Source organism: Ruegeria sp. J8 (assembly GCF_056531925.1).
The window spans coordinates 314,689-340,921 of the sequence record NZ_JBQFMR010000006.1; the positions used below are offsets into that span (position 1 = coordinate 314,689).

Genomic DNA, 26,233 nt, shown 5'->3' on the forward strand with positions numbered 1-26,233 from the left:
AAATCTTGGGGGAGCGCGTGACATTCCCCACCAGAAAACGTATAAGTTACCAAAATAATATAGGTACTAACGGCATGTCCGACGACGCACAGGCACCACAGGAATACGGCGCTGATTCCATTAAAGTTCTCAAAGGCTTAGAAGCTGTTCGCAAACGTCCCGGTATGTATATCGGGGATACGGATGATGGCTCGGGTCTGCACCACATGGTGTATGAGGTCGTCGACAACGGAATTGATGAGGCGCTGGCCGGTCACGCCGACCATGTAACCGTAAAAATCCACGCCGATTCCAGTGTTTCAGTCAGCGACAATGGGCGCGGGATTCCGGTGGATATTCACCCCGAAGAGGGTGTGTCCGCCGCTGAGGTCATCATGACCCAACTGCACGCGGGCGGTAAGTTTGACAGCAACTCGTACAAGGTGTCGGGCGGTCTGCACGGCGTGGGTGTCTCGGTGGTGAACGCCCTTTCCGATTGGCTAGAGCTGCGCGTCTGGCGCAACGGCAAGGAACATGTGGCGCGCTTTGAAGGTGGCGAGACAGCAGAGCATCTGAAAGTGGTTCAGGAGTGTGGTGAACGGACCGGGACCGAAGTGCGGTTTCTGGCCTCGACCGATACATTCTCGAACCTCGAATATTCGTTCGATACGCTAGAAAAGCGCTTGCGTGAGCTGGCCTTCCTGAACTCGGGCGTGCGGATCATCCTGATCGACGAGCGCCCCGCCGAACGGCTGGAAACCGAGCTGTTCTATGAGGGCGGTGTTAAAGAATTCGTCAAATACCTCGACCGGTCCAAGACACCAGCGATGCCTGAGCCGATCTATATCAAGGGTGAACGCGACGACATCGGCGTGGAAATCGCCATGTGGTGGAATGACAGCTATCACGAGACGGTCCTGCCTTTTACCAACAACATCCCTCAGCGGGACGGCGGCACGCATGTGGCCGGGTTCCGGGGTGCTTTGACCCGGACGATCAACAATTACGCGCAGTCCAGCGGGATCGCGAAGAAGGAAAAGGTCAGCTTCACCGGCGATGACGCGCGCGAAGGTCTGACCTGCGTGTTGTCGGTTAAAGTACCTGATCCGAAATTCTCATCCCAGACCAAGGACAAGCTGGTGTCGTCCGAGGTGCGCCCAGCGGTCGAAGGCTTGATGAACGAAAAGCTGGCCGAGTGGTTCGAAGAGAACCCGAATGAGGCCAAGGGGATCGTCGGCAAGATCATCGAGGCCGCTTTAGCCCGTGAAGCCGCCCGCAAAGCCCGCGAACTGACCCGCCGCAAGACGGCGATGGATGTGAACTATTTGGCCGGTAAGCTGAAGGACTGTTCCGAGAAAGATCCGTCTAAGACTGAAGTTTTCCTCGTCGAGGGTGACTCGGCCGGTGGTTCCGCCCAGACGGGTCGGGACCGTCTCACTCAGGCCGTACTGCCGTTGCGTGGTAAGATCCTGAACGTCGAGCGCGCGCGGTTTGACCGGATGTTGTCATCTCAGGAAATTGGCAACCTCGTGATGGCGCTGGGCACCGGCATTGGTCGGGACGAGTTCAACATCGAAAAGCTGCGCTACCACAAGATCGTCATCATGACGGATGCCGATGTGGACGGCGCGCATATTCGGACTCTGCTGTTGACCTTCTTCTACCGGCAAATGCCAGAGCTTATCGAAGGTGGGTACCTTTATATCGCGCAGCCGCCGCTCTATAAGGTTTCGCGTGGTAAATCAGAGGTTTACCTGAAGGATCAGGCGGCTCTGGATGACTACCTGATCAATCAAGGGGTCGAGGGCGCGGTGCTGAAGCTGGGCTCGGGCGAGGAAATCATCGGGCAGGACCTGACTCGCGTGGTCGATGAAGCGCGTCAGTTGAAACGTGTTTTGGACGCCTTCCCAACCCACTACCCGCGTCACATTCTGGAACAGGCTGCGGTGGCAGGTGCCTTTGTGCCCGGTGCGGTCGATGCCGACCTGCAAGGCGTCGCGGACAAGGTGGCCGCTCGTCTGGACCTGATCGCGCTGGAATATGAACGCGGCTGGCAGGGCCGGATCACACAGGATCACGGCATTCGTCTGGCCCGCATCCTGCGCGGCGTCGAGGAGGTCCGTACACTGGACGGCCCCATGCTGCGGTCTGGCGAGGCGCGCAAAACCGGCAGCTTCACGCAAAGCCTGCAAGAGGTCTACAACACCCCCGCCACCCTGATCCGCCGCGACCGGACGCAGGCCATCCACGGCCCGCTGGACCTGTTGCGCGCCATTCTGGAAGAAGGCGAAAAGGGCCTGTCTCTGCAGCGCTACAAGGGTCTGGGCGAAATGAACCCTGATCAGCTGTGGGAAACCACGCTGGACCCGGATGCACGTACACTGTTGCAGGTCCGCGTGGATGACATGGTCGAGGCGGATGACCTGTTCACCAAACTGATGGGCGATGTAGTCGAACCGCGCCGAGAATTCATCCAGCAAAATGCGCTAAGCGTGGAAAATCTGGATTTCTAGGGATGTGTAGGTGCGCCCATAGCTTTGCATTTCGCCCAAAGAATTGCATTTTTGGCCCAAAACTTTGGGCGCATTAACCTTCAACTTTCTTGGTTCGAGGCTCCATATCTTCGGGTCTCATTCTTTGCCTGTTTCGCGCCATCGCCGTATTGCCGGGGAAGGTTTTCGGATGGCCGCTTCCAGCCCAAACCGGACATTCGATACGAGAATTGTAAGCGCCCGAGAAGCGCAAAGAAGCCGGTTTGAGCTATGGAAAACTACAAGCCAAGCGCTGAAAAGAGCTAGAGCCGAATGATGAACTGACCAATTCTGCTAGCCAGACAATCTGATAGCTCCGGAACTCTGCATTACATCGGACAACAAAGCACCCATGATTGCCACGGGTGCTTTCGTTGGTTTGGGAATGCTCACCGCGCCATTTCGTAGCGGGTCATCGACATTGTAGTTGCGTCGATCATGTTCATGAACTTCTCGGCTGCCGGGGCAGAGGCAAAGCTGTCCATGGACGCCTGCGCTGCCTCTGCGCTTTCCCAATTGACGACGACCGCCCATTTGCCATCTGCGAACGCAGCTTGCCGGGAGATGAAGCCGGGCTGTTTACTAACGTGCTCGTTCTCAATGGCCCTATCGACCGGTTCGAACTCCTGAGCTGTGATCCCTGCGGCAAGATCCATTGTCACAATCTCAATTACGCCAGCATCTTGAGCCATTGCCGTACTTCCTAGCTTCGTCATCATTAGGGTGACCAGGAATGCTTTCATATTGGCACCCGATCAGAACTTGCCGTTGTCATGGGCCATTTCAGCAGGGATCTCTGCGATCACGTCCCAATGCTCAACGATCTTGCCGTCTTCGACGCGGAATAGGTCATAGAAGGCAGTCGGCTCGTCGGCAAACTTACCCTCAGAGGCGGTGAAGACAAAGTTGCCCTCGGCCACAACAATGTGGACATCCGAGTAGATCATTTGGATGCCTTGCTCGGCCATGCCTGCAAGTGCCGCACCCAAACCGTCCAGACCGTCAGCAATGTTGCTGTTGTGCTGGATGTAGGTCTCCGTGGACAGGAATTCGGTTATCCGGTCAACGTCGCCATCCTTCAGGATAGTGTTCACAAAGTCTGTGACCAGCGCCTTGTTCTCAGCAGTCTTATCCAGATCGGTTATCTCAGTCGGACCATCGGTCTGAGTGTGTCCCGAAGGGTTTGGCGGTGTGAGCGGTGTCAGGTTGTCCCAGTGTTCCGCAACCTTTCCATCCTCGACGCGGAAGACATCAAAGCCAACCAAGGTGTCTGCACCAAACGCCTGGGCGTTGTTATAGGTCGTATGCAGGACGACCATATCGCCCTCCGTGATCACCCGGTGGATGTCCACCTCGATCCCGCTTTCCTTGAGACCGGGGATTAACCCGAGGATCGGGGCGGCACCTGTGGGGACAGCAGGGTTGTGCTGAATATAGTCATTTGCCAGCAGTTGTTCGGCGGCGGTTGCGTCGAAGTTGACGAAAATGGCGGCTACAGCCTCCAATACGAGTTCTTTAGGTGTCATCGTTGTAGTCCTCTCTTGGTTTGATTTGACGACATTCGCGCGGCGCCGGCTTGCGCCGAGGTGATTGTGAATTCTGTGCCCCACGGATCGACCTTGTGGCCGGGCGTGAGATTTGCCGGGTCAGCCAACAGTTCAACACTTGTGAGACCAGTGGCCCCAGCAGAGCGCGAGCCTGCCCCCTTTGATTGCCAAGCATTCGCCGCAAGATGGTGATGGTAGCCACCGGACCCGAACCAGCGGGCTGAGGGCAGCTCAAATGTCTGAACCATACTCAGCTCGTCAGTAACGAACTTGGCTGCCTTGCCGACATCACCGACACGTAAATGAACGTGTCCGATGACTGTGCCTGGCGGTGCGCATTGCCACTGTGTGGCATCTACCGTTAGTGATTTCAGGTCGAGCGGGTGCGTTGTCATGTGGATGGTATCGCCTTGGCGTTTCCACGCTTCGCGAGGCAGATCACGATAGATTTCGATGCCGTTTCCTTCGGGATCGTTCAGATACAGCGCCTCGCTGACACCGTGGTGGGATGCGCCATCCAGGCGAACACCACGCTCATCCGCGTAGATCAGCCATGCGCCGAGGTCTTGTTTGGACGGCAACAGAAATGCGGTGTGAAACAGCCCCGCCTCTTTAGGAAAGGGTCTAGCGTTTCGGTCCTGGCGCAACTCGATCAGCGTTCCGGCCTCGGTGCCGAGGAAGGCGCTTTCACCGTTGCGTTCGATCAGGCCGAGGCCAATCACGTCTTCATAGAAGGTGGCGGTCTTATCCAGATCGCGCACCGTCAGGGCGACCTGACCTATTGAGATGGGGGCGTCTGACGTTGCCATGTTCTTTTCTCCTGCGATTCAGCTTGAGAGGAACTTAGCGATGGTCTTTTCTCCATGAAATGGCGATAAGAGCGAGTGTGTATCGCGCAAATGGAGACAATGATATGGACCGGATCGACGGGATGCAGAGCTTCGTGGCTGTTGTGGAATCCGGTTCTTTTGCCGCCGCCGGACAACGGCTTGGCATTTCAAACAAGCTGGTCAGCAAACGTGTGGCCCAGCTCGAAAACATGGTTGGGCTGAATCTTCTCCATCGCACCACCAGGTCTATGTCGTTGACCCACGAGGGGGAGCGATATCTGGAAGGAGCGCGACGGGTGCTGGCTGAATTGGAGCAGTTGGAGACTGAGTTTGACGCTTCAGAGGGCTTGAAGGGCATCGTTCGTGTGGCTGCGCCCCTTACCTATGGCGACACGGCGGTGGCTAAAGCAGCAAGCCGTTTCGTAGAGCAACACCCGGACGTCACAGTCGAATTGGACTTGTCGGATCATTATGCCGATCTGGCCAAGGGCGGTTTCGATATCGCAATACGGATCGGCGCGCTCAGTGACTCCAGTTTGGTCGTTCGCAAGCTCGGTGAAACGCATATGAAAGTCGTCGCGACTCCTTCCTACCTTGAAGAACATGGCGCACCTTCACATCCTGCGGAACTCTCGGACCACATTTGCATTCGAGATGCGAACAACCCCGATCCAAACCGCTGGCCATTCCAGATCGAAGGGCAAACCGTGCAGGTGCCTGTCTCTGGCCCATTTCTGGCAAACAGTCCTCCCGCCTGCCTCGTACCGACGCGTGCCGGGAGCGGCATCTTCATATGCCCAGATGTGTTTTTGGGGGACGACCTTGAAACCGGACGTCTTGTGCAACTCTTTCCGGAGTTCCATTCCCGCGCTTTGCCGATCCAAAGCGTGCAGTTACCTTCGGCCTTTCGAAAGCCGCGTGTAAGGGCCTTTGTGGAGTTTATGCGTGAAGAGATTCGGGCGTAGGTCGGCTCGAAAGTGACCATTCGTGCAGTGTGCAGCATTTGGTAGGTATGGGCTCAAGTCAGTCATCTGAGTCGTTAAGTCAGATGACGGCTTAGGAACGGATAGCGGTCATTGTTGGTGGTCATTCCGAGAAATTTCGCCTGAACGTCTGCATTGAACGGCGCTGGACGTTCTTTGAAATCTGCTGAACGGCAGAGTTTCGGTCAAAGCAGACACGGGCAATAATAGACCGCGTTGCCTTGTTTGAGTATCGCACTCGATCTTGCCACTCACTCGGATAAACCAAAATTCGTTGCTTTCCAGACAACGCCCGCACCAGTTTTGGCTGGCTAACCATAAGCTTGATGCTTGAGGCGAAAAGACAAAAAATTACTAACAAGTAACCCCGCAAACTGCGGGGCCACTAATGGTTTGACAAAAAGGCAACTCAACTTTCTTTGAGATTGAGCAACGGCCTAAGCTAGCTGGCAAGTGCTAGGTTGCATTTACGACCTTCTTCCATAGCCTTCTTCGTACCGGTTAGGTCCACAATGAAATTTGCAGACTTCTTTGGAAATGCGATCAAGGTCTGACCTTCGGCCACGGCAGTCGCCATATTTGCGTCCTTTACAACGATATAGCCACCTGAGTAGTTATCCGCTAGCTTCTTGCTTTTTATGCCTTTTGCACGACCTTCATACACGAAGTCGTCAATTGCTATTTCTATTTTTTGACGGTTTTTGATGTCGATGTCAGCTTGCGTGAATACTCCCAAGTAACCGTGTTTTTGGTTTTTGGTTAGACCCATTTGCATGACGTTCCCGCTCTCGAAGACTTTTTCTATCAGGCATGTACCAGAGTCGTTGTCAGCATAAACCGTCCAGCCTTCAACCTCACTGTAAATCTCGAAGTTATCGCTACTTGCCGGAACCGGGTCTTTGGCAGCGGCGACAGTTGCATAGGCGGAGATTGCCACGGCGGCAAAAATGGCAGCATATTTCATGTATTCCTCCCAATAAGACGATGCGTCGCGAAGCTACCCACAACGCGACAAAAGCAAATATTTCGATGTGAACTTATTTCAACGTGTGAAAGCGTTTTCTGCAAACAACTGCTGGAAAAGCACTGCGGAACGTCGGTGAACACCTATAGCCTGAATAGCTCGCAAGCTCTTCTTTCAAAATACAAATCTTTTGTAAGAGTTTTGATCCAAACTCATGATGGCTTCGTACCTATCATACCCCTAACTGCTACCCACGGTCGTCTCCCATCCCATGAACGACCGTGGGTTTTTTCGCCAATTTCATTGGTTCGTGTCTGGAAATGACTAGGGGCTGCGCCCAAAACAGCACTACAAAAGCTCGTCGCTGCATTTGCAGAAGTATTTTCCATCTCGTGGATGCTTTTTGAGTGATTGTTTGGAATAGCTCCAAAAAAGTGTCAACCAACATAAGCAACCAAACAATTCTAAGAAGGTGCTCGGGAAACTCGCGACCAAAGCTCTCCATCTCGAGGGGTGTGCGCATTGCATGCTCCGACTTTTTAAGCAGTTGGACCTATCAAATATCCAAGTTGGATACATAAACAGAGCAAGCATCGAAATATCAGAATGTTTCCCGTAGTGAGTGCGGGCATCATTTGAGTACCTAGCACTTTCCTACAGCCCCGCGTTGAACCTATCCCAGGGTAATCGACGCGGGGCATCTGATAAAACCACCTCCGCAAGCAAATACTCTGTAACTTTGTCATTGTTCCAACGCACACTGTTTCTTGATCCTAAAAGAAAACATAAAAAGTGATCGAACTAGGTTAGCTTCCTGCCCTACTCGGGCTGGACGCGGTTACTCGTCGCATCCAACCTTAACTTAAATTTGTGAGCAATGCAGACGCCAACGGCTTGATTTTGCAGACGACCATTCAAGTATGACCGGAGTTCATCTTGCGATAGTCAGAGGGCGTCAGTCCCGTCACCTTCCTAAATGCGCGGCTGAAATTATTTGCGGTTTCATATCCTAGCATGGAGGAGATGCTGGAGACTGTCTCGCGCGTATCTGTGAGGAGTTCCTCGGCCCTTGCTACCCTGACATCGTTGACGATTTCGCGAAAACGAACCCCTTCGCCTGCTAACTTCCGCTGTAGTGTGCGAATGCCAAGATCGAGCGAACGCGCGGTGGCATCAATCGACATTTCCTCCCGATGAAGTTGTTGCCAAACCACTTCCTCGACTTGTCCTCTAAGTGTTTGAGGTGGGCCGCCCAATCGTTCGCGAGAAATATCTCCGACAGTTGTCGAGCCGCTGCTAAGTTTTTTGGGCGTGGCTTCGGCTCGCAAAGCCGATGCTTCAAACTCAACCCCAAGCCGGGTGGCGTTCCAGATTACAGGACAAGCGTAGGTGTCTTCTGCCTCGACAAATCCAGGAACCTTCGGGAAGTCCAAGAGCACGGCCGATGGTTTCCAGTCGGTTCCTAAATACGCGCAGAATATGCTCAGAAAAACCCCAACGGCCGAGAAACCGATGTCCGGATACGCGAAATGCGAGCGAAGTCCAAAACGATAACAGTAGCGCGCTCTTGTGCCCGAAGTTTCTAGCCACGCGCGATCCGTGGACGAATGAAATGGCATGACGGCAGAAGCTCGTATTAGCGCTGCCCCCAGCGTTGGAGCAGAAAGAACGTAACTCCCCCAAGCGCCATAGTCAGCGACAGTGAGATACGGTGACCACAACAATCCGATGTTTTGTTGTCCCGTGGATCGTGCGGCTTCGTGCACAAAGGTCGCCAAGGCATGCTCCGAGATGTAACCGCCTCTTTCCTCAATGAAGTGAACAGGAAGATCGGCAGAGTCAAAAGCACGCAGCAGGCGTCTTTCCCCAGCGGCCTCAAGCACGAACTGGGGCATCGCGCCCAAGGCCTTGGCCGAAATCATCGGTGGTAGGTTCAATCCGTCAACCCGCTTGTTCGCCCGCGTGTCGTGAAATGATACGCATCGGCTGAACGGATGTGCAAGCTTTCCCTAAACAGCAGGGAGCATTGCAATATGAGTATACTTCGGCCACTACACGGCGGTTTTTCGATGCATTTTTTGGGAATGGTGCTCAGCGCAGGTATTTCTGCTTCACCAGTTTTCTCACAGTCCTTCAACGACACGGGAGACATCCTTGCACGATCAGCCGAGGTCGAGGACATCGAGTACAAGATTATGGTGCAGCGTGCCACCCAGACGGCCATCTGGGGAATGCCTGCCGCCGGTATGATCGATTTCCTCAAGGGCATTCGGCGCGACCTCGGTGGCGATTACAATGACATCATTTATCTCAACAAGCCGTTCGACTCCAAACATGGGTTTCTTACGGCCAACGATGTTACGGCCTATGCTTGGGCTTCGATGACCTCCGAACCCGGCCCCCTTGTCATTAAAGTGCCCGCTGCCACCGACAAGGTGAACTACTTCGGTACAATCGTAAATGCCTGGGATGTTCCGATTGTGGACGTTGGTCCCGACGGTTTCGATGAAGGTGCCGGCGGCAAGTACCTTATGCTACCCCCAGGCTACGAAGGGGATATGTCGCTGGAGGAATTAACTGAGGCGGGATACCTTCCCTTTAAAACAGATACCTACGAATATGGGTTTTCGTTCCGGCCAAAACTGACGAATGGCGGAACGGACGCCGATGCGGCGGACTACGCTCAAACGATCAAAGTGTACTACCTGTCTGAGGCCGACAATCCACCACCCAACAACTATCTCGAAGCGTCAGAAGTGCCGTACGACTCGCTTCCATACTACAACGAGACCTTCTTTCAGGACCTGAACGATTACGTTCAAAACAACCCGATCCGTCCACAAGACAAGGTTATGGTGAATTTTCTGAAAGATCTCGGGATCGAGAAGGGAAAGCCTTTCGAACCAAGTGAACTTCAAATGCAGGCAATGAACGAGGGATTGTTGCTCGCGTACGCCTCGATGCAGAACTACTTTGTGACGCCCGGGAAAGCCATGATCCCACTTTGGGTCGACGATAGCGGCGAGATGAGGAGCCAGTGGTTGATTTGGGATTTCGCGGATGGTCAACCCGAGGCTGGTTTCCCCTATGAGACTGAGACCGAAGTCCTTGTGGATGCGCGTGCGGGCGGCAGTTATTTCTGGATTACATACCTGCCGAAAAAACTGGGCGGAGGTACATTTTATCTGACAGGCCTGCGCGACAGCGACGGGGAAATGTACGATCACAATCAGACCTATAAACTGAACGTCCCAGCGGATACACCTGCCGACGATTTCTGGTCCGTGATTGTTTATTCGATGGAGACCAAGAGCTTCATTCGGAACGTTGATCCTGTCGGTTTGTCCGAGCGCGACACTGATGCGATGCAGGCTAATGAAGACGGTTCTTACGACATCTTTTTTGGACCAGAAGCACCGGAAGGCATGGAAAGCAACTGGATACCAACCACAGAGCCGTACTTCCTTTTGTTTCGTCTATATGGGCCGCAAGAAGGATGGCTGGAGAGTGGATGGATGCTGGGCGATCTAGAAAAAGTAAACTGATCAAAACAAACAGTAATTCCCAATGGAGCGAACAATGAAAACAAAGTCGTTAGCTGTGCTGACTGCCCTGGTACTCGCATCGCATTCTTCAGCCCAAGAATTCAAAGCCGACGTTCCTGAGAATGTTCTTACACCAAACAAGGTCGAGACCCAGACGCTTGGTGATCTGGAATTCTTCGATGGTATGCCATCACCTGAGACGGTGGAGAAAGTCTTCGACAACCTTGATCTGATCAGAGCAACGACGGCTTTCCTGGATGGCATGAAGATCGCTTCGCTTCGGGCTATGTTTCAGGGATACGAAGACTTGGGCGTCAATCCCAATGACGTCGTGATTGCAGAAGACCTGCTGGACGCGCGGTCCATCTGGCTGACGCCCAATACAACCACAATCTACATTGGTTCGAATGTCGATATCTCGGATGGCCCGATGGTGATTGAGGTTCCGGCAGGCCTGCTTGGGTTGCTTGATGACGCCGCGTTTGACTATGTGACGGATATCGGGGCGCTTGGCGCGGATAAGGGAGAAGGTGGCAAGTATCTACTTTTGCACAACGACGATGAAACGCCGGTGCCCGAGGGCTACTTCGAACTACGCACAAAGACATATGAGCACTGGTTGTTGCTAAGACGCTCGCCAGACGCAGACGGAGATACGGCTGGCCCTGTTGCCGAGATCAAGGCGGGTCTGAATATTTATCCGCTTAGTGAAGCGGACAATCCTCCCGCGGAAACTTTCCTGAATATCTCCGGTGTTCAACACAACACTGTTCACGCGAACAACGAAGACTTCTTTGAAGAGATCCACGTCGCGCTCGAAAACAATCCAATTGGTGCGTTCAGTCCGGAAATTGTAGGAACGTTTGCTTCCATAGGGATCAGGAAGGGCGAGCCCTTCGAACCCGATGCCCGTATGCAGGGCATATTTAAGGAGGCAGCAGCAATCGCAAACGCCACGGCGCGAGCGATCACGTATGCCTCGCGTGATCCAGGAGTGTTCTTTTATGACGACCGGCAATGGAACTCACCGTTCCAACGCCAGAGCTATCTTTTTCTTGAGGACGGCGCGCGCATCCTCGATGATCGGTCGTACTTTTTCTATATGGCAACGGGCATAACGCCTGCGATGACCTCGCCACCGGTCGGGACGGGGTCTGTCTATGCGATGACAGCGCGAGACAACAACGGACAGTACCTTGACGGCTCAAAAACCTATAAGGTAACGCTACCGGCGCCGGTTCCCGCAAAAAACTTTGCGTCGTTTATGTTGTATAGCGGACAGACTCGGTCAATCCTTGAAACTGACCAGCAATCCGGTGGTATCGACTCTAATAGACCGGGGATAAAACCGAATGAGGATGGGAGTACCAGCATCTATTTTGGTCCAGAAGCCCCAGAAGGTTGGGAGAACAACTGGGCGCAAACCATGCCTGGGCAAAGCTTCAACGTGATGATGCGCCTCTACGGCCCGCTCGAGCCTTGGTTCGACAAGACCTGGCGTCCCGGTGATCTGGAACTGGTAGAATAAAGCGACAACCGCGACTATCGGGCGACGCTACTTTTTGGCGTCGTCTGACATTTTTTCGGTGTCCGCTTTGGGCTCGATGCGGCCATTCTTTGCGGCAAGCATGGTTGGCTGGTCGCAGCCCAAACCGGACATTCGCAACAAGACTGTGCAACTGCCGAGATGCGGACAAAGCTGCCGTTTGAATTAGCTCTGGGAAGTCGGCTTGTGTCGCTCAGTTTGGAGCAGTCGCATACTCCAAGGACGCAATTAGGACACGACTTATTTGGTCAATCGCCCAGCTGCAAACACGTCCGGGTCTATCGCCATGAGATGCACGTCATTAGTTGGCGCCATCTCCAATTTTCTGCACAAACCTTCAGAAGGCGCGTTACCTTCACGGATTCCTGTAAAAAAAGCCCCAAGACCATGGAGATCACGCATAGCAAGCATTGAATTTGCGCCCATGATCAGGGCAATCCCCTCGCCCCGCCGCGATTCATCTGTCGCTAGCATACCCCACCAAGCCTGATCAGCATTCCGGTGATCAGGATGAAACTGCGCAACGGCTGCTGTTGCCGCGACGACTTTCCCCTTTCGGTCACGTGCCAACAAACACACGCTCGGGCGTCTCAGCCCGCGGATGAACGCGCCCATCGGAAGCAGGACTCCGCATGCCTGTGTGAGCGTATCCAATTTTGCCAAGTCATCACCTGGCGTTTGCGCATCTACATGCACGAGTTCGAGATCATCGGGTAACTTGCGCGACGCCAAAATCATGGCCGCGGCTTCAAGCGATGCTGCGCCCCCTTGCCAGTCAACGAACTGATCCGTTTTCAGACCGTGCTGTTCAAGCCCTTCACGCCTACGATCGGCAACTTCGACAGGAGTTCCTTCGGCCATGCAAACGCCCTGTAGTCGAGTCATCGCAATTTGCTTCACCAAATCGATGTCGTTCTCCGCGCTAAGGCCCACCGCGCGGCCATGGCAGGAATAAGTCGGGTCATTCTTGACCAAGGTCCAAATACGGTCCGCTCTGCGTTGCAGGTCCTGCTGTTCTGGCTGGCCAAAAAATTCATTCGAAAAATTTGTCATAACTTATTCGTAGCATCAGCAAGCTTGATGGGAAGAAAAATCCAGCAACGCGCTTTGGCGACCAAATTACAGCGGACAATTGTGTGCAGTACAGCATTCAGCAGTTTGGGCTCGCATTCGACCTTCGCTGCTTCCCGCGCCTATGACTGTTTGCAGCCCGAAGCGGACCTACAAAATCCGACTTTGCAATTCTCGTGTTGCGGACAAGTTAGGCCGCGTACTGCCAAGGTCTCAGCGTCGCTAGCCACTGAACTCTGACAGTGGCTCCGCAACTACAATTGCTTAACACAAACTTTGCGCCAAAGACTGTTGCCGAGCTCTGTTTCAGTTCATTTTGCCTGACAACGTTTGTGTCGGCAGTTGTCCAAAGAGTGCTCTATAGTCTCGCGCGAACTGACCCATGTGCCAAAATCCGTAAGCGTTTGCGATGTCCGATATACTCTCCTTTGGCGAGCAGGATACCAGTTCATGGCGCACAGCACCGAGACGGACTCTTAGATAAAACTGCTTGGGGCTCACTCCATATGTGTCCTGAAACGCGCGACGAAGAGTGCATGCAGATACCTGAATATCTGCACATACTTCACCGATTGAAACGTTATCCATCAAATGGGCCCGCATGAACTCAACGGCTTGTTGTGCTAAACGGGTTCTATTTTTACTGTTTCGCCGATCACCCCATTTTTCGCCTACCACCAGCATTTCCAGAAGCTCTAAGATCATATCACTCTCTTCGCTATCAGAGCTTGGTCCGGCCGCTGATCCAATTAGAAAGCGCGCTTTGTTTTTGACTAAGGAATGAAGCTTGCCAGCGTCGCTAACGAAAGATCTTAAAGCGTCATTTCGCACGGTGCTGATATCAAGACCGCAATCGTCGGCGATCCGTTGAGCCCTTCGGATGTCGATGCCAAAGGTCAGGCCTGTGAGCGTTGAATTGCTCATGCCTTCAAAAGGGTCTCCGCTACCAAAATTCATCAGAGCGGTGTCTGAGGGTGAGCCGTTAAGCCAAGTCCGTACACTCCCTTTGTCTGGTAAGCCAAACGCTAGAATGTCAGGGCGAGAAACACCGGTTTGGTACACAGCCTTATCAAACGACAAATCAATCATTTGAAGGTCAAGACCTGCCCAAACGGATACCGAAGAGTTCATAGTTCCCTCTTCAATTTGGCGTAGCTCGACATCCCATTGGGACAGCTCGCGGAATTGCGAAGGGTCCTGCAAAAAAAGTGTGTTTGGGGCGCAGGTTTTTTTTGGGGCTGATCGTTTTTTGATGTCGTCCATTCCGCCCCGCAGGTAGTTTTCATGAAATGTTATTCGAATATGTAGGCTTGGACAATTGCAAGACAAAGCAGACAAATCGAGAGGGAAGAGGTTCGGACGCCCATCGTTGCCTGACGATACTGCGCGCACCGAACGCGTCGTAACGCTGCTAACCAAAAGCGAAAAAGAGTTGTTGCGCTCCCAGGCTGAAGACAGCGAACTCTCCCTTTCAACCTTTTGCCATCATCTGATCCTTGAAGGTCTGAAAACAAGTAAATCATGAAACAGGGGTATCTCATGAAATCAAAACTGTTCCTCTCAGCGTTGGTCTTTACCGGCTCCGCTATCACGGCGGCAGCTCAGGACAGCAATATCGTGCATGATGCGGAATACTATGTCCTGAAGCAGCAAAACGAAGCCGTTTGGGTCGAGAACGACGCACAGGTTGACCAACTGCTGGCCGATTTTCGTGAGAAAAACGGAGGGAACCCTCCAAACATCTTCTACATCCTTATTGACGATATGGGTTTTGGCGACATGGGTATGCCCGAGATGAACGCGATACGCGGGTATTCGACGCCCAATATCAACGCGCTCGCAGAGGAAAGCATGCGGTTTGCGCGCATGTATACCGAGCCGTCCTGCACACCGTCGCGGGTCGCCTTCATGACGGGTCGCCAGCCGTATCGCAATGGGATGGGCGATACCGCCGTCGATATTTCAGGTTTTGGCCTTGCCGATGAAGAAGTCACAATTGCCGAAGTTCTGAAATCCGTAGGCTACAACACCTCGCATGTTGGCAAATGGCACATGGGCGACATTCAGGAATCCTGGCCTACTTATCAGGGCTTTGACTACGCCGCGTTCCCCATCCATCAGCAGGGCCAGTTGGCCATCTTCAACGAAGATGCAGCCAAGGAAGAAATCACCATGGCCATAGGGGAAGACAACTACAACTCCAAATACACGCTGGATGATTGGTTTCGCCCTGATCCGGGACACATGATTACCGGCCTCGAAGCTGTTATTGGCGGGGAGGTCCGCGAAGTCCATATGGAACCGGGTGAGAAATGGACCCAGGACAAATATAATGAAATGAACATCCGCTATCAGGCACAGGCGATGGAACAGTTGCGCCTGCTAGCAGAACGGGATGAACCGTTCTTCCTGCAATACTGGCCGCTTGTCCCTCTGTCGACAACGCGCACGACGAGAGCGGCGTTCACGACACCCAACGGCGGTACATTCGTTGAAAGCATGGAAGAGCTGGATGAATGGATCGGGGTCATTCTGAACGAAGTCGATGCGCTGGGGCTTAGGGACAATACCCTGATCGTTTTGATGGGCGACAACGGTCACTTCACCAAATATGCCCCCGGCAGTGGGTTTTCGCCGCTGGTCTTCCGCGGCGGCAAGGCCGATACGTCTGAAGGAGGCGTTCGGGTAGACGCGTTTGCCCGCCTGCCCGGCTTGATCGAGGGAGACTCGATTGTATCTGACATTATTCATATCTCTGATTTGTTCACGTCAATTGCGCGTATCGGCGGAGCGATGGATGCCATCCCCCGCGACCGGATCATTGACGGTGTCGATCAGACGTCCCTGATGTTTATTGGCGATACGCATGGGCGCAGGGATCATGTACTGATCTACTCGATCAATTCGCTGAAAGAGGTGGTAAAGGAACACATCAAACTCAAAGTTCCGGCCAAAGGTGAAAATGCTATCGTGGCCAAGTTCTACAACCTGTTCCGCGACCCCCGCGAAGAACAGAGCGTATCGACCGAGATCGGAGCATGGGCTGGACACGAGTTTAACCGCATTATTGCCCGCCACCTGAAATTCAAGGAAATGTACCCCGATCAACCGGCCGCGACTGGACGTCCCTATGAAGGTATCGTGAACCTTCGTCCTGAAACCGTCGCAGCGGTGGATGCCTTTGTAGCCAAGCGGGACATTCAGCCCGACTAAAACAAAAAAGTACTGCAAGCCCCGCATCAACAAATGATGTGCTTGATGTGGGGCTCGACACCCACAACAAAGTTTCTGGAAACAATATGAAATTCCAAGCGCTTGTACTTGTAGTGGCAACTGGCATTGTCTCGACCCCAGCAATTGCCGATGAAAACGCTTCAAACCCTTTGGCCGCAGTTAATAACACGGACATCCGGTATCAGTATTTTGATTTGGGCAACGGTGCTGACAAGCAGGACGCCTTTATAGATGGCGCATACATGCTGCGGCCTGATCTGAAACTGAAATATGAGTTGCACTACAACTCAACGGATATGACTGGAACTCGGTTCACTGACTTCGAGAAATTGAGCCTCAAAGCGATCTATTTTCCCTCTCAGAGACCGCTCAACGAAACGTGGGCCATCAAGTCGGCCATTGGTCTGGAGTGGATTCTGGACTTTGGCGACCCGGAAAAAGGGATCGGAACCGGGTCCGATCAAATTGCGCCTTTTGGCGGGTTCGCCTTTGCAAACACAAAATCAGGGCTGACGCTGATCCCACTGCTCCAGCATTTTGCTTCATACAATGGCCCGACGGACATAAACCAAACTGCGATGCGGTTGATTGCGCTACAACCGTTTGGCGATGGGTACTGGGCCAAGGCTGACATCAAAGCACCATATGACTGGGAGAACGATGCTTGGCCAGCGACCGCTGAGTTCCAGATTGGCAAGAACCTCAGTCCTGGCATCGCAATTTATGCTGATTTCCTAATCGGTATAGGTTCCGACCGCCCCTACGATAAAGGTGCCGGCTTGGGTTTGCGTTTCAACTACTAGTTCACCCACACCCAACCTCGGCGAAGATCATCTATGTCACAGTCCAGAACTCTGTTCAGCCATTTGTATTCTGCGCCTATCTTGACCCTTCCTGGAACTGCCTTGAGCCAATCCCTGCCCGCGCCGGGTTGGTAGGAAATAAATTGGCGTCACTCGCGCCGCATCATTCTACCTGGTCGCTCCGCTCTGAACGCGGGGAAGATCAACAGTCTCTGGGCGATCCGCTGAGATGGATTTGAACCTTGAAACTGAATCCGTTGTTCGCGCTTCTAATCCCCAGCCAGCGATGCTCAGGCCCAGAGTTCTGAGAAAAGAGACTTCTATTACGATCTGTACCCAAGACTTTGCAAAGTCCGCTGTCTGCGCAGTACTGACATTCGTGCAGAACACAGCATCGGTTACTTTGGGCTCGCATTCGACCTTCGCTGCTTCCCGCGCCTATGACTGTTTGCAGCCCAAACCGGACATTCGCCCTAGACTGTGCAGTTTCGTAGAGCGCAACAAACCTGCTGTTCAACGGCCTCGCGTCAATGCGAGCAAGGTATTCGTGTGTTCCTCTCTGTCTTCAGAGAAGGGTCGACGCTTGCGGCCTCCAGAAAGCTAAAGGTCTCCCAACCAACGGTTGCCCGATGCACCCACGCGACGCGCCATGTTGGCCGCTGGTCTGATTGTGGTTGCAGCTGTCATTGCTGGCTCGCCTGCGTCAGTGGCTGCGGAATACCTACCAACGCTGCTGCTATCCCTTGCCGCCCCATTTGGGTTTGGCTTCGGAATTTGTGTCCTGGTACATAGGTTGTCACGGATTACGCCGTTGGCACGTATCGCGTCAGTTTCTCTGGGGTCTGTACTGGGCCTCGCACCGCTCATCCTTGGTGCTGAGGTTGGAGAGCTTCTCCCAAGGGAACAATCCGATTGGCTTTTCATTGTTGGTATTGGTCTGGTTACCGCTTTCGTGCCCCAGCTAATCTACACAATATGCTCACCTGTTATTGGGGCTTCCCAAACTGCGGTCGTCGGAAGCATCGAATTGCCCACAATGTTTGCCGTGGGATATCTTGCTTTTGGCGAAGCCATCTCTTTACCTCAAGCTTTTGCATGTGCCTTAGTGCTGGGCGCAATCGCGATCACAAGAAGTAGAAATACGCGCACCGTATCTACCGTGCTCGCAAAATCACCAAGGCGGTAGTACAGGTCTCGGTGCTGCTGTTCTTTGCGGTGAGCATAGCTGGCTGCTTGCGGCTCGAAGCGAGTAGCGAACGTTATGTGTTAAAGGACCGACGTTGACCGGGGGAAGATGTCGGTCCATTTTTGTTGTAGTGAACTCTCGTTTAGCAAAGGACCTCCGGCTTATGAGGTACTTTATGATCGTTGCAAGCATGGGCATTTCTTCGGTTGCGACGATATCTGCGGCCGATGAGTTTTCGGACCTTGGCAAAGACCTCTTTGTTGAGCATTGCGCCAGATGTCACGGAATCGATGCAAATGGAAAAGGACCTGACGCAGCTGATTTGAAAACAGAGCCTGCTGATTTAACAAAGATTTCCGAACGCAGAGGGGGTGTGTGGCCTATGTTGGAGGTCATGTCGATCTTGGACGGATATTTGAAAGCTCAAGAACCTCGCGATGACATGCCTATAATCACCGAGTTGAACGACGGCCCTACTGTCGAATTCGATACGGGGAATGGTTTGGTTACGCGTATTCCTTCCAGACTTATCGATATTGCTGAGTATTTGGAGAGTATTCAGTCTCCGAAGCCGGAACGATATGTTCCGTGAAGGTCTGCTCCGCATTTGTGTACGCTAAAGAGTGCTGCGTTGGGCGGTTTCCGTAGTCGCCAAGAATCAACGAATATGAGGATCGCGTTGTGGACGATGCCGTCGCGGTTTTGCCTAGCTTGCTTCAATATCAGGACTCGCGCTTTACAGCGGTCTAATCCAAGACTTCTTGTAACACTTCACCGCTCGCACCATTAGGACGTGCCGTGCTCAATAATGCAGACAGTGTGGATGCGAGAGCAGTCGTACAAACACGGCGTGCGACCCGTTGCGGTTTTAAGTTCGGTCCAGCAAAGATGATCGGCACATGTGTGTCACCGCGCCACGGTGACCCGTGGGTAGATGTGACGGACAGACCATCGAAGTCTGCGATGAACCAGCCGGGTTTGAAGACTACGTATATGTTCCCGGATCGGGTCGGATGATAGTTGTTGCGGATCAGGCGCATGATGTCGGTATCGGGCAGGAGGTTTGCTTCGATAGCCGTACTGGGGACGGCGAATGCCACATCGGGAAAGGATAGAAGCTCTTCTGCAATAGCTGACTCCAGCGTGGGTAAATCAATATCACGGCGAGCCAATACTTCGGGGGCGATATTGAGATAGGGGTGATTATAACCCTCAAGCAATTTCCCGGTGATCCCAAACCGCTCCTTAAGCCTGGCTATCTGTTTTGTCGGGTCCCATGTGTCCGGAGCAACAAGGCCAGTTTTGATGCCAACACTCTCCAAATAGCCCGGCGCATCGGTGGTGCCGTGGTCCGCCGATAGAACTATCAAAACGTTTTCCAGCCCAATCCGTTCGTCGATAAACGCGAAGAGATTCATGAGAGTCTGATCGAGGCGGTATATCGTGTCCTCGGCTTCAAGACTGGAGGGGCCAAACACATGGTTGACGTAATCCACGGACGAGAAGCTAATCGCCAGATAATCCGTTACCGCGTCTTGCCCGATATCCTCGGCATCAATCAATCGTTTGGCAAATTGCGCCGTCAGATCGTCGCCAGCGGGACTAAGCGTTAAAAAGGTCGTAAAGTAGGGATTTTCTAGCGGGTCAAACCCATTTTGCGTCGAAGAATAGCGATGAGGAAAGGTTATGCCGAACCCGGCGACATCCGTCTCCCACGGTTGGTTGTCACGGTCGCCAAAGAGATAGGCTTCCTTTGGGTGCATCAATTCCCAAGAGGTTCCTTCAAATGAGGCACTCGGCGATGCGTCATTCCAGACAGAAACCCAATCAGGGTATTTGTCGTAATAATACGAGCTTGTGACAAAACGATTTGCGGCTTTCGAGAACCAGAAGGCTTTGCCGCTTTGTCCCGCCATTGTAATAGCCCCACGGTCTTTGATTGAAACTCCAAAGACCTTGGCCGCACCAGCAGTGGAAGCGTTTAATTCGTCCGAAAGCGTCGTAACAAGCATAGCGCGTGGTGACCGCCCATCTGTGCCAGCTGCCGCCTGCGTTGGGTCAATTTCAATATCGTCATTGACGCCAGCGCCATCTCCAAGAAGCGGAGCGGTGCTGTCTTCAACGTTGTAAACAACGCGGTCCAAGGTTCTGTCGAACCATATGTTTCCGATCATCCCGTGCACTGCCGGTGGTGCCCCGGTCGCCAATGTGGCGTGCCCGACAACAGTCTCTGTATTGGCATGGCAATGATGGGCGTCCACATAGTGTACACCGTTTTCAAGTAAATTCTTAAGGCCACCCTCCCCAAGATTCTCAAAGTAACGTGTCGGCAGATCGCCCCGCAACGCGTCAACGGTCAGCTGCAAAACAAGACGAGGAGGTTCTTGCGCATACGCAGGAGCGATTGCAACCAACCACAAAGACAAACAAGCTCTCAGTGTTTTGGTCATAATGCTTCCTTTCGCTGTATTGCGCAGCAGGTCTGTCGCGACTGCAATTGCGTGCTAGAACAACCCTCTTCAATACCAAACTGATAGCAAAAACGCTTCACGTCTACTTCTTCCGACCTATCGCGAAAGAGCCTGCAACACCCAAACAGATTGGAGCGCTAGCTGTTCTGCCTCTGAAGACAATTTGGATATCTACTGGGCAGAGGTTAGGGCATCAGCGACTGTCTGAGCGTTAGATTCAATATCTTTTGTCATATTCGCATTGTACGGGCCGACGGCTGGATTGCGATGCAATCGAGGTCTTGAAGGGCCATAGTCATAAACTCAAAGCCTTACATTGAAAAATTCGACGCCCTTTGCAACAAATATACGCGTCTAAAGTGTTCCTCTCCCAACTTGTCGAGAAGTGCTCATCTAGTCGGGCACAAATTTGCAATTTCAGAAGTGCGACACCAATGCTGTCGAGCGCGGTGAGCAGGAAGACTTGCGACCGAGGTTTTTCTGTCAGCTGCTTTGCGGTTTTAGTTTTCGGAACGGTTTTCTATCTGTTCCCAAAACCAACTGATCAGGAATGATAGCCCTCCGACTACAAAGACTATCATCGCCGCCGCTTCTATTCGAAAGACCGCAAACTCAATCGTTGGGGCCGTCACCAACAGAGTGGCAACAGTAAAGAACATCGCGGTCCATAGCGTGTTACCACCTATTCTGTGCATGCCTATGACAGCGGAAGCAAACCCGAGGATCAATAAGACTTGGTGAGACAAGCCGCTGAACTCGAAACATAAAGCTGCCGAAGACCCAAGCGCCACGCCAACCCCAAACCGCAATGCAGCATCAGGCACTTTTTGAATTGGAGCCAAGACGCGGAATACGAACAACAACGAAAGCCAATAGGATTTTTGATTTCCGATTACGTGAGCGAGCAATGACGTCAAACTCATGCCGACAATTAAGAATAGCCAAACAGAAATTGCTTCTTTGGAAGACATGGGAGGTCGTATTGCTGATCCCGCCAAGTTAAGCCGAACGCTGAGCAAACTACCGACTGTTGCCGCGGCCAGAAAAATCACAACATGAACAACAGTACGCTCGTCGGGGGGGATCAGTAAGTACAAGAGCAATCCGTTCAATGCAGGAACTGTTGCAAATCCACCGTTCTTGTACCCTTCAAAAGCAGCCCAACTGATCAAGACAAAACCACACAGAAAGGCGATCCACTGAAGCGGGAAGAGTGTGCATACCAGTATGCTCACCAGCACCATCACAAACGTTCTGGCGTTAGCAACAAGACTAGAAAAGACAGACCCTAAAAAACCAGCTGAAAAACCCGCGACTGCCGCTATACCACCAAACGCAACGACCTGATCGCCAAGCAGTACGACGAGTACAGCTGTTGCACATATTATTAACGCCGTACTCCAAGAGAGCAATCTTACATCGAACTTGGTTGGCACCCTTGTTCCTCCACTAAGCGGCTTTTCGTCGTGAGTGCACTTTAGCCCTTAGGAAGCAGACTCTTTCGAATTTTCTGAGACTCTTCACCGGCCCAAGTTTTTGACAGGTCAATGCGAAGAATGGCAGCGCCTCTATCTGCTGTTTGATAGGATTGCTTAGTTGCTTCAGAAAAATTTCCATAAGAGAAAACAAGCTTTAAGGTGGGTTTGACTTATTCGCTTAGATCGAGGGCAAGGCAGGTGTCAAACTATAGCGCTATAAATCTAAGTCGAGTTGCACGACGCAAGACTTTGGTGGGCTTCAGCTCAGCGATCTCAACTTATGTGATACTATCAGCTAGCGCCGCGGCTCAAAGCTCACAAGCCTGCGTAGAATTAGGTTCTCCCCGGATAGAGTATTCATCTGGATCTGAAAGCACTCGTGTCAATCAAACAATCTCAACGACCGAACGCACGTGTCTCCCGATCCCAAACGGGCCCATTACAGGGCTTACAATTGGAAACTCCTCAATCACGTCCTCAGGTGAAATTGAGTTGTATGTTCCCGGCCAAAACACTGTTCCAAGTAATGCTTCAGTTTTGACGCTTCTGAATGTTGATGTCGCCGCAGGTAGCGGAGACTTTGTTTCGCGAGAAGCCTTGGCAAAAAACATCAACGGGAAGCTTCGAGTGAACCTCATCGGAACTTCTATTGGTTCCGGCCGATCCATGACGTTTGCGCCATTCAACGGCGCGAATATCGACCCCACTGAAGTTTACTTCCAGTCCGACCGCCCGCTAACCTACGACAACCTGACCGTTATGGGAGCCACCGAAGTAGTCTTTGGGGCATATAATATTCAGACCCGAGTTGCTGAGGCTTCTGATTTCACGCTGACGAATAGTTCGATTTCTTCGACCAGCGATATGGCGATAGCCGCCGGTACAACCGTTCGGCTTGATGCGGCAAGCAGTTTGAACACCGTAAACTTTGAGAATTTTGGCACGCTGGCCGGAACGGGTACTGTGAACGCATTCAACTTCACAGTTAAGAACGGAGGGGTGCTTTCGCCGGGCTTTTCAATTGGTACACTCAACAATAGCGGCGGCATTGCCTTTGAAACTGGGTCAAGGCTTGTAAGTGAAGTCGATCCGACGGCCGGGCAAAAAGCTGACTTGGTGTCATCCAGCGGGCCGGTGACGGGAATTGACCGCGCGACTATACAAGTCGAAGCTGCTCGGCCCGGCCTGACAGCGCAGGACTATGCTGCAGGTAACAATTACACGGTATTTCAAGCCTCAAGTTTTGATGGGGACTCACCGACGCTCGTTGCAGGAGGTTCCCTTCCAGCGTTGTCCAATCTGACGATAGCCAACACGCCGACCACTGATGGTCAGATTGATATCGCATTCACCGCTCAACCGGTCACAAGCTTACCCCAGAACCCAGCAGTTACCAATTCGCCAAATGCCAGCAATCTCGCTGGCGCGGTGGCCAACACCACCAACATGTCACCCGGAACAGGTCTGACCAATGGCTCAACCTTAGGCAATGCCGTAAACACACTTACCAATTCAGGCCTGGCTGGGTTTAACCGTGTGCACGCCGAGCCCTATTCCTCCAACCTGACCGTTGGGCTTGAGCAATTAGACCTGATAACCAACACCGTGCTAAGTCACGCTGACTGCCGCAAGTATCAAGCGGTCGGCTTCGGTAATGACAATCAACCCGTTGCATCAGGCGGCATCGACTCGGCCCAGAGACCGAGTGGCGCAATAGATTGCTCTGATCGGCGCTGGTGGATCGACACAGCCTATGTGAGCGGGGACGTTGATGGAAGTAACGGCCTTGGGACATTCGACTATTCGCTGGGCACCATTTTGGTCGGAGCGGATGTCGCAAGTACGGATCGAGGTGTGGTCGGCGTGTACGCAGGCTTCGGGACATCCTCCATGGATGAACACGATCAAGTCGATCAGGACTTTTCGACCGACAGCTATCACGTGGGCGTCTATGGGCGAACAACAACCGGAACGTGGGAGTTTTCCGGGCTGATCGGCTACATGTTCGGTGAAACCGACGCCAAGCGGCGAAACCCTTCTGTTGATGGTTTTACAGGAGGCGAAGCAAAGTCAGATTTGGACCAAGAGGGAATCCACGCCGGTATCCAGGCACGAAAGCTGTTTAGCCTGGACAGCGGTGCTAGGGTTTCTACGGTTTTTGGATTGAACTACGGGCGTATCCAACAAGGCTCAGGCACAGAAACCGGCGGTGGCGATTTCAACTATTCCATTGAAAAAGCGAACGCAGAGTCTCTGGTCGCTTCCATTGGAGTTGACTATCAACAGGACGTCTTGACAGCGAATGGTTTGCTAACCCCACTCGCCTTTGCCCGGTATGAATATGATTTCTTTGCCAACAAGGACAATGAGCACGAAATCACTGTAACGAGCCCGATATTTGGGACATTCACGCAAGTCGGACAAAACCGAGGCGCCAATGGTTTCGTTCTTGGGCTTGGGCTGGGCTATCAGATTTCTGATCTGGCGAGACTAACGGCAGGATATGGCTATTCAGTTCGCTCCAATGGCCAAGAACATGGCCTGGGTGCAAACTTAAGTGTTCGGTTCTGATTAGGGTGGACCAACGAAGAGGAGTGGTAAGCTAGCTGCAATAACTTGCGGAAGCTATTGTGGCGATGTGGGCTTCATTCTCTAGCGATCAAAATTTGGGGATATTAAAAACATAAAGCCGCGATTTCTTGGCATCGTCTGTCAGGATATAGAGAAGCCCTCTGGTCTCATCGAGAGCGATCCCTTCGGGATGTTTAACTTCCTTTTGTTTGCCATCTTCTGTGAACGTCAAACTGATAGACTTTACGGCCTTGGACTCTGGATTGTAGACGAAGATTTGACGGCCTTTGTCACTCACAATCCAAAGAGAACGTGAGGACGGGGACCATGCTAGGCCACTCAAATCCAGTTCATCATCATCTACACGCTCGGAGATAAAACCTGCATCGCGGGCTAAAGGAATGATCTCAACAATTTCGTCTAGCGCTGGTGATACGACCATTAACAACCTTGGTTGTCCTTCAATGCCAATGAAGACCCTCCCGGATTCCGGGTCGACGGCGATGCCCTCAGGTCCCTTGTTCAAAGGATTACCGACGAGCAACTCAGCGGCGTCCGAGTAGCCTTTGAGAGATGTGAGAGGGATTGTAGTTAGTTGAATGGGGTCAGTCGGGTGAACGACTAGAATTGATCGATCAGTTTCCTGAAGTACTAAAACAGTCCCATCTTTTCGTGATGCGACGCCCTCCAAATCTGATCCTACCAATGCTGGTAACTTGAAAGAGTTTCCTAATACCCCGTCGACTCCGAGTAGGTGCAGTTTAGGTTCGGCATCACTTACAGACCACAAGAAGCCTTCAGCGTTAGACATTGCCAAACCGGAAGGCTCCGAAAATCCCTCTGATTTGTCTGCCACCTTAAATTTATCGACCAGAACCAAACCAGCACTTTCGGCGTAGGCAAAATCGGTCCAAGGCAAGAAGGCTGCCGCAACCAAGCTGGCCGCAAAAGCGAGTCGTCTAAGTTTGCAGAAACACCGTGAAATTTCAGCTTTTGACGAAAACACTCTGTTTTCTGTCATTGGATTCTCTCGCGCTTGGACCACATCCCTGTTCAGCGTTCGTATCACAGTCCGGATACGATGTCCGAAGAATGCACTGTAATCTCTTTACCTGATCCCGCCTGTTGCGATTGAATTGAATAGGGCACGATGTGCCTTTGGTTAAGCGTAAGCCTTTGGCGTGAGCAGGAAGGAAGACAAGTTGAATACGACCCTCACATTTGTGACCGTGTTGTTGATGCTGCTGTTGCCAGGTGCTGCGGTGTCACAAGTCGACCCTGCGACGATGCTGGCCGGGGCTTCGGGGTCGGAAATCGTTATCGAACGCCGGTGGACGCAGTTTCGTGGCAAACAGGAACTGTATTTCTTTACTCTCGATGTGATCGTCACGATCATTCTGGCTGGCTTGATCGTCTATCATCCGGTGAGACGTAAAGCCCGTAGAAGCGTCCGCGACATAGTTATGCCAAGGCTTTTCTTCCTGTATGCGCTTA

At 52.5% G+C, this 26,233-nt stretch carries 21 protein-coding genes; 11 read left to right on the forward strand and 10 right to left on the reverse strand.

What is annotated here, in order from left to right:
* Positions 1-74 precede the first annotated feature (74 nt).
* Complete coding sequence (gene gyrB, locus ACR0L1_RS14895) at positions 75-2,492, forward strand: DNA topoisomerase (ATP-hydrolyzing) subunit B (RefSeq protein WP_170770902.1); 2,418 nt, start codon at positions 75-77, stop codon at positions 2,490-2,492.
* Between the two features lie 407 nt (positions 2,493-2,899).
* Here the strand turns inward: gyrB and ACR0L1_RS14900 are convergent, their stop codons facing one another.
* From ACR0L1_RS14900 to ACR0L1_RS14910, 3 genes are all read right to left on the reverse strand, one after another.
* The gene (locus ACR0L1_RS14900) at positions 2,900-3,202 is read right to left on the reverse strand and encodes an antibiotic biosynthesis monooxygenase family protein (protein WP_480859614.1); all 303 of its coding nucleotides are present in this window, start codon (positions 3,200-3,202) and stop codon (positions 2,900-2,902) included.
* Between the two features lie 63 nt (positions 3,203-3,265).
* Positions 3,266-4,036 carry a nuclear transport factor 2 family protein gene (locus ACR0L1_RS14905; RefSeq protein ID WP_170556200.1) on the reverse strand — a complete coding sequence of 257 codons (771 nt, stop codon included), beginning with the start codon at positions 4,034-4,036 and terminating at the stop codon, positions 3,266-3,268.
* A complete protein-coding gene (locus ACR0L1_RS14910; protein WP_170757557.1) occupies positions 4,033-4,866 on the reverse strand; it encodes a VOC family protein in 834 nt (277 codons plus the stop codon). Before ACR0L1_RS14910 ends, ACR0L1_RS14905 begins: the two co-directional genes overlap by 4 nt.
* Before the next feature lie 104 nt (positions 4,867-4,970).
* Between ACR0L1_RS14910 and ACR0L1_RS14915 the strand changes: the two genes are divergently transcribed.
* Positions 4,971-5,852 (forward strand): LysR family transcriptional regulator, encoded by an 882-nt coding sequence (locus tag ACR0L1_RS14915; RefSeq protein WP_480859616.1) that lies wholly within the window; start codon positions 4,971-4,973, stop codon positions 5,850-5,852.
* A gap of 460 nt (positions 5,853-6,312) precedes the next feature.
* Here ACR0L1_RS14915 and ACR0L1_RS14920 read toward each other — a convergent pair whose 3' ends face one another.
* Complete coding sequence (locus tag ACR0L1_RS14920) at positions 6,313-6,834, reverse strand: hypothetical protein (protein ID WP_170556203.1); 522 nt, start codon at positions 6,832-6,834, stop codon at positions 6,313-6,315.
* Between the two features lie 914 nt (positions 6,835-7,748).
* On the reverse strand, positions 7,749-8,729 hold the full coding sequence (locus ACR0L1_RS14925; protein WP_170559759.1) for an AraC family transcriptional regulator: 981 nt from the start codon (positions 8,727-8,729) through the stop codon (positions 7,749-7,751).
* A 138-nt stretch (positions 8,730-8,867) separates the two neighbouring features.
* On the opposite strand from ACR0L1_RS14925, the gene ACR0L1_RS14930 reads away from it, so the two are divergent.
* Both ACR0L1_RS14930 and ACR0L1_RS14935 read left to right on the forward strand, forming a co-directional pair.
* Positions 8,868-10,379: a DUF1214 domain-containing protein gene (locus ACR0L1_RS14930; protein ID WP_480859618.1), complete on the forward strand. Its 1,512-nt coding sequence runs from the start codon at positions 8,868-8,870 to the stop codon at positions 10,377-10,379.
* A 34-nt stretch (positions 10,380-10,413) separates the two neighbouring features.
* Complete coding sequence (locus ACR0L1_RS14935) at positions 10,414-11,907, forward strand: DUF1254 domain-containing protein (protein ID WP_480859620.1); 1,494 nt, start codon at positions 10,414-10,416, stop codon at positions 11,905-11,907.
* A gap of 258 nt (positions 11,908-12,165) precedes the next feature.
* Here ACR0L1_RS14935 and ACR0L1_RS14940 read toward each other — a convergent pair whose 3' ends face one another.
* Together ACR0L1_RS14940 and ACR0L1_RS14945 are read right to left on the reverse strand one after the other, a co-directional pair.
* Complete coding sequence (locus ACR0L1_RS14940; protein ID WP_170624666.1) at positions 12,166-12,978, reverse strand: hypothetical protein; 813 nt, start codon at positions 12,976-12,978, stop codon at positions 12,166-12,168.
* A 324-nt stretch (positions 12,979-13,302) separates the two neighbouring features.
* Positions 13,303-14,259 carry a helix-turn-helix domain-containing protein gene (locus ACR0L1_RS14945; RefSeq protein WP_480504114.1) on the reverse strand — a complete coding sequence of 319 codons (957 nt, stop codon included), beginning with the start codon at positions 14,257-14,259 and terminating at the stop codon, positions 13,303-13,305.
* Between the two features lie 106 nt (positions 14,260-14,365).
* Between ACR0L1_RS14945 and ACR0L1_RS14950 the strand changes: the two genes are divergently transcribed.
* The 5 genes from ACR0L1_RS14950 to ACR0L1_RS14970 all read left to right on the forward strand — a co-directional run bounded on the left by ACR0L1_RS14950 (position 14,366) and on the right by ACR0L1_RS14970 (position 18,811).
* Positions 14,366-14,521, forward strand: coding sequence for a hypothetical protein (locus tag ACR0L1_RS14950; protein WP_170380012.1), 156 nt, complete (start codon positions 14,366-14,368; stop codon positions 14,519-14,521).
* A 14-nt stretch (positions 14,522-14,535) separates the two neighbouring features.
* A complete protein-coding gene (locus ACR0L1_RS14955; RefSeq protein WP_170644975.1) occupies positions 14,536-16,209 on the forward strand; it encodes a sulfatase-like hydrolase/transferase in 1,674 nt (557 codons plus the stop codon).
* Positions 16,210-16,256: 47 nt separating this feature from the next.
* Positions 16,257-17,033: a hypothetical protein gene (locus ACR0L1_RS14960; protein ID WP_480859621.1), complete on the forward strand. Its 777-nt coding sequence runs from the start codon at positions 16,257-16,259 to the stop codon at positions 17,031-17,033.
* Between the two features lie 649 nt (positions 17,034-17,682).
* Positions 17,683-18,219 carry an EamA family transporter gene (locus tag ACR0L1_RS14965; RefSeq protein WP_480859622.1) on the forward strand — a complete coding sequence of 179 codons (537 nt, stop codon included), beginning with the start codon at positions 17,683-17,685 and terminating at the stop codon, positions 18,217-18,219.
* Positions 18,220-18,394: 175 nt separating this feature from the next.
* Complete coding sequence (locus ACR0L1_RS14970; protein WP_171126699.1) at positions 18,395-18,811, forward strand: c-type cytochrome; 417 nt, start codon at positions 18,395-18,397, stop codon at positions 18,809-18,811.
* Positions 18,812-18,965: 154 nt separating this feature from the next.
* Here the strand turns inward: ACR0L1_RS14970 and ACR0L1_RS14975 are convergent, their stop codons facing one another.
* Complete coding sequence (locus tag ACR0L1_RS14975) at positions 18,966-20,669, reverse strand: alkaline phosphatase family protein (RefSeq protein WP_480859624.1); 1,704 nt, start codon at positions 20,667-20,669, stop codon at positions 18,966-18,968.
* A 521-nt stretch (positions 20,670-21,190) separates the two neighbouring features.
* On the reverse strand, positions 21,191-22,126 hold the full coding sequence (locus tag ACR0L1_RS14980; protein ID WP_480859625.1) for a hypothetical protein: 936 nt from the start codon (positions 22,124-22,126) through the stop codon (positions 21,191-21,193).
* Positions 22,127-22,660: 534 nt separating this feature from the next.
* On the opposite strand from ACR0L1_RS14980, the gene ACR0L1_RS14985 reads away from it, so the two are divergent.
* Positions 22,661-24,739 (forward strand): autotransporter family protein, encoded by a 2,079-nt coding sequence (locus ACR0L1_RS14985; protein WP_480859627.1) that lies wholly within the window; start codon positions 22,661-22,663, stop codon positions 24,737-24,739.
* 88 nt (positions 24,740-24,827) lie between these two features.
* On the opposite strand, the gene ACR0L1_RS14990 is transcribed toward ACR0L1_RS14985, so the two are convergent.
* On the reverse strand, positions 24,828-25,760 hold the full coding sequence (locus tag ACR0L1_RS14990; protein WP_170355756.1) for an SdiA-regulated domain-containing protein: 933 nt from the start codon (positions 25,758-25,760) through the stop codon (positions 24,828-24,830).
* A gap of 181 nt (positions 25,761-25,941) precedes the next feature.
* Between ACR0L1_RS14990 and ACR0L1_RS14995 the strand changes: the two genes are divergently transcribed.
* Positions 25,942-26,233, forward strand: a 292-nt coding sequence (locus tag ACR0L1_RS14995; RefSeq protein ID WP_480859628.1) for a hypothetical protein, incomplete at its 3' end; no start/stop codon positions are given.

What these genes read in the sequence shown, in the direction of transcription:
- gyrB (WP_170770902.1), top strand. Translation starts at nt 75, where the DNA reads ATGTCCGACGACGCACAGGCACCACAGGAATACGGCGCTGATTCCATT.
- ACR0L1_RS14900 (WP_480859614.1), bottom strand. Translation starts at nt 3,202, where the DNA reads ATGGCTCAAGATGCTGGCGTAATTGAGATTGTGACAATGGATCTTGCC.
- ACR0L1_RS14905 (WP_170556200.1), bottom strand. Translation starts at nt 4,036, where the DNA reads ATGACACCTAAAGAACTCGTATTGGAGGCTGTAGCCGCCATTTTCGTC.
- ACR0L1_RS14910 (WP_170757557.1), bottom strand. Translation starts at nt 4,866, where the DNA reads ATGGCAACGTCAGACGCCCCCATCTCAATAGGTCAGGTCGCCCTGACG.
- ACR0L1_RS14915 (WP_480859616.1), top strand. Translation starts at nt 4,971, where the DNA reads ATGGACCGGATCGACGGGATGCAGAGCTTCGTGGCTGTTGTGGAATCC.
- ACR0L1_RS14920 (WP_170556203.1), bottom strand. Translation starts at nt 6,834, where the DNA reads ATGAAATATGCTGCCATTTTTGCCGCCGTGGCAATCTCCGCCTATGCA.
- ACR0L1_RS14925 (WP_170559759.1), bottom strand. Translation starts at nt 8,729, where the DNA reads ATGCCCCAGTTCGTGCTTGAGGCCGCTGGGGAAAGACGCCTGCTGCGT.
- ACR0L1_RS14930 (WP_480859618.1), top strand. Translation starts at nt 8,868, where the DNA reads ATGAGTATACTTCGGCCACTACACGGCGGTTTTTCGATGCATTTTTTG.
- ACR0L1_RS14935 (WP_480859620.1), top strand. Translation starts at nt 10,414, where the DNA reads ATGAAAACAAAGTCGTTAGCTGTGCTGACTGCCCTGGTACTCGCATCG.
- ACR0L1_RS14940 (WP_170624666.1), bottom strand. Translation starts at nt 12,978, where the DNA reads ATGACAAATTTTTCGAATGAATTTTTTGGCCAGCCAGAACAGCAGGAC.
- ACR0L1_RS14945 (WP_480504114.1), bottom strand. Translation starts at nt 14,259, where the DNA reads ATGGACGACATCAAAAAACGATCAGCCCCAAAAAAAACCTGCGCCCCA.
- ACR0L1_RS14955 (WP_170644975.1), top strand. Translation starts at nt 14,536, where the DNA reads ATGAAATCAAAACTGTTCCTCTCAGCGTTGGTCTTTACCGGCTCCGCT.
- ACR0L1_RS14965 (WP_480859622.1), top strand. Translation starts at nt 17,683, where the DNA reads ATGTTGGCCGCTGGTCTGATTGTGGTTGCAGCTGTCATTGCTGGCTCG.
- ACR0L1_RS14970 (WP_171126699.1), top strand. Translation starts at nt 18,395, where the DNA reads ATGATCGTTGCAAGCATGGGCATTTCTTCGGTTGCGACGATATCTGCG.
- ACR0L1_RS14975 (WP_480859624.1), bottom strand. Translation starts at nt 20,669, where the DNA reads ATGACCAAAACACTGAGAGCTTGTTTGTCTTTGTGGTTGGTTGCAATC.
- ACR0L1_RS14990 (WP_170355756.1), bottom strand. Translation starts at nt 25,760, where the DNA reads ATGACAGAAAACAGAGTGTTTTCGTCAAAAGCTGAAATTTCACGGTGT.